This window comes from Flavobacterium pygoscelis (genome assembly GCF_023162025.1).
In the GTDB taxonomy this organism is placed as follows: Bacteria; Bacteroidota; Bacteroidia; order Flavobacteriales; family Flavobacteriaceae; genus Flavobacterium; species Flavobacterium pygoscelis.
Genome location: NZ_JALNUB010000030.1, coordinates 1 through 3,856, shown reverse-complemented (window position 1 = coordinate 3,856; position 3,856 = coordinate 1). Strand labels below are relative to the sequence as shown.

At 28.6% G+C, this 3,856-nt stretch carries 2 protein-coding genes; both read left to right on the top strand.

Annotated features, from left to right (window positions below; all coding sequences use genetic code 11):
- Positions 1-1,564: hypothetical protein (locus MW871_RS16140; protein ID WP_248429417.1), on the top strand; the 1,564-nt coding region annotated here is incomplete at its 5' end.
- A gap of 169 nt (positions 1,565-1,733) precedes the next feature.
- Complete coding sequence (locus MW871_RS16135; RefSeq protein ID WP_248429415.1) at positions 1,734-3,230, top strand: protein kinase domain-containing protein; 1,497 nt, start codon at positions 1,734-1,736, stop codon at positions 3,228-3,230.
- Positions 3,231-3,856 lie beyond the last annotated feature (626 nt).

Genomic DNA, 3,856 nt, shown 5'->3' with positions numbered 1-3,856 from the left:
CTACTGCCAACAGCCGTTTGGCGTGATTGGGGATTTAGTGGAATTAGCGTTTTTTACTACATTTACGTTAAGCCGAAAATACTCGGTTTCAAAAGTCCCCAACCACGCCAAGCGCCAAGACGTTAGCCACAATTATAAAAAAAACCCCGAAATGTTAGAACAAAATATTAATGAATCTTTTTTAATGTTATTGATTGAAAAAGAAGGAGTTATAGAAACTTCTAAAATTGCTATAGAGAATCATTTCGAAAGTGAAAAAATTGAAATAAATAGATTATGTAATGGCAGTAATGATAATATAAATGAAATCATAAATTTCATAAATAATTCATTAAAACCAAAAATAGATAATAAAGAATTCAATTATTGTAAAGAATTGGACAAACCTTATCAAAGTGTTAAAATAAATATAGTAGCCAGTACTGAAAATATTTATAACAAAAAAAATCAAATAATTGCAAATGAAAATTTTTTTGGTGGAAGTAGGAATCGATACAAATTAGAAGTAGAATTTATAGAATTAAAAAAACAAATTAAAGAAGAGGTTGAATTATGGTTTAAAGTATTCAATATTGATTTTGCCTACGAAATAGCAAAAAAAACTCCAAATATGCTAGTTTACTCTCACAGAATTAGTGGTTGGTCAAATCCTGAATATCAAATAACAAAAAATTTAAAACAACAAGTAAAAACAAATTTTGGATATGGAAGTGTAAGTTACTTTTACTCATTATTAACATTCAAAAATATTCAAATCACACCTTTATCAGAATGGATTGAATATCAAAAATCTAATTTTTCTGAAGTAATAAGATATACCAAAAGTTTTAGCAGTAAAACTCCTAAATATGATAGACAAAATAGATTACTATACTATAAAACACAAATTGAAAATTCTTATTGGCACTATGCAATTGAATTTACAAATAAAGCAGCAAATTTATCTTTAGTCAATGAAAAAGAATTTGTTGAAAAATATATTATTCAAGAATGTGAAAAAATGGTAAATGGTTTAGAAATGTTTTACAATGACTCTGAATTTTATTTTATTGATGAAAATCAAATTAAGATTGAAAAAGAAGAGATTATACGAAAAAGAATTGATTTCAAAGGTTATGAATTAATAGATTTTCGAACTGAAAAAATTATTGGGGCTTTAGACTTTATTTTAAAAATCAATGAATATAATTCTATTATTCCTACAGATTTATATATCGAAAGAATACTCATATTAAATCAAAAATTTATTCCAACTGTTTTTAAAGCATTAGAAAACCAAAATCTTGAGCGTAAATTAGCAATAAATAATTATAATTCTTTTATTCCTTCACATAATCAACTTATTAGAAGACAGAATTTTTACGAAAATGAGAAATTAAGATTACGAAATGAATTTTATGTAAAATATGAAAAAGAATACAATGAATTTCTTGAAAGTATGAATAAGTCACTTGAAGAACTCAAAGAACATAATCACAAAATTGAATTACATACGGACAATGTAAAAAAGCTAAAAATTTATATTACAAAATATCAAGAAATAGTAAAAAATAACTGTGGCTAACAGCCGTTTGGCGAGATTGGGGTTTTAGTGGAATTAGCGTTTTTTATCATATCTTCGTTTCGGCAGAAAATACTCTGCTATAAAGTCCCCAACCTCGCCAAGCGCCAAGACGTTATGCCTCACCCTAAAAGACGACGGAAACCAAACTTATAAAAAACATTAAGACCTAATGGCAAAAAAAACATTCAGTAAAGATGAGATTTATGGTAATTGGAAACTAATTATAAAAAAATCTGGTGGTGGTAACAGTTTCGTATTTTTAGCTGAACATCTAGAAACTAAAGAACAAAAAATAATTAAACTTCTAAAAAAAACTCACGAAACAGCTCGTCTCAGATTTTTGGATGAAATTAAAATAATTTCAGAAAATCAGGAGATTGAAGGTATAATGAGAATAGTCGATCATTCAAACCAAGATGACGATACATTATGGTACATAATGCCATTGACAATTCCATTAAATGAATATTTGGTTGATAAGCCATCAATTGTAAAAATTGACGCAGTTTTAGAAATTGCAAAAACATTGGCGCAACTTCACTTAAAAAATGTTTCTCATAGAGATATAAAACCGCAAAATCTTTTTTATCAGGATAGATATTTAATTGGGGATTTTGGTTTAGTTGATTATCCTGACAAAGAAAATGATTTGACAATTGTGGGAAACTCATTAGGTCCAAGGTGGACAATTGCACCAGAAATGCGAAACAATCCTGAAATTTCAAATGGATTAAGTGCTGATGTTTACAGCTTGTCAAAAACATTGTGGATATTCTTAACAAGTATTGAAAAAGGTTTTGAAGGGCAATATTCTCCAAACGGCTCAATAGGAATTAGTAATTATGTTCAAGATATATACTTAAATATTCTCGAAGAGTTATTAGTTAAGTGCACAGAAAATGACGCTAAATTGCGACCTAATATTAATGAGTTTATCGAAATTTTATCAACTTGGAGAGAAATACAAGATAACTTTTACCAACGGAATGACTTAGATTGGAAAACAGTTCAATATAAATTATTTCCATCAAATCTTCCATCTTATGCAGAATGGACAGATGTAGAAACTATATGTAACATTTTAAACATCGTTGGTGGAATAAGAGCTTTAAATCATATGTTTTTTGATAATGGTGGTGGTCTAGATCTAGAAGGAGCCAAAATATCTTACGAAACAGGATTAATTGAATTGGACTGTGGAATGCCATATTTAATCAAACCAAAAAAATTATCCTTTTGTTCTTTTAACGATGATTTCGAGTGGAATTATTTTTATCTTGAATTAGACGAAATAGATCATATTTATTCATCTTATAATGGTTCAGAACAATTAGTAGAACTTGAGCCATTAGTATACAAACCTTATGATTATATTGAAAGTTATTACGAAAAATATGATGATGGCTATGAACACAGACCAACAGATTATCGCCATATTGTTCGCTTAACAAGTGGAAATATGGTTATATTTAGAAAAACTTCATCGTATAATTTGACTCCTTCAACCTATGATGGCAGACACGGTAAAATGGGTGTAATTAAATTTAGGGAATATATAAAACAACTCATTGAGATTGACTATAAAGCTTTTTATGTAAGAGATGATAGTGGCAAAGTAATTGGGAAACAAATGACACACGATATAAGATGGTCCGAAGTAGATTAACGTTAAGCAGTAAGTTAGAAATAAAAGTAATAACGTATAAAGAAGGGCGAAGGCATAACAGCGGTTTGCAAAAATGGCGAAATATGTGGTAAATTCACATTTATCTTTCGCAAGAAATTTTATCTTAGCCGAAAGATTTCGGTTACGAAGCTCGCCACTTCTGCAAGCCGCAAAACGTTAGCGGTCAGCAGTGTTGGAGCAAATAAAACTGGAGTGAAATAGAAAATATTTAGAATTTAAAAATATAAATTTCATCGATTTTTTTTAAGTTTTTAAGATTAAAATTGAAGGTGATTATGTTTGTAGAAAGCAGAAGATTAAAAGTTGGAATCTGATTAAGTTTGCAGCATATGGAAACTGGAATATTGGAATTTATCGAGATAAGAAAAGAGAAAAATGAAGATATTAGCTAAATATTGAAATGATAAATAGAAGCTTAAAAAGCGAAATTTTGTCGATTTTTTTGGGATTTTAAAGTGATAGAAGATGCTTAATAAAATATTTGGCCGAAATTATAAAGGCAATAATTATAATTTGTAATAGACATTTACAATAAATAGACTGCCGAACCGCTAACAGCCGTTTGCCGTGATTGCGGGTTTAGTGGAATTAACGTTTTTATTCAT

What these genes read in the sequence shown, in the direction of transcription:
- MW871_RS16135 (WP_248429415.1), top strand. Translation starts at nt 1,734, where the DNA reads ATGGCAAAAAAAACATTCAGTAAAGATGAGATTTATGGTAATTGGAAA.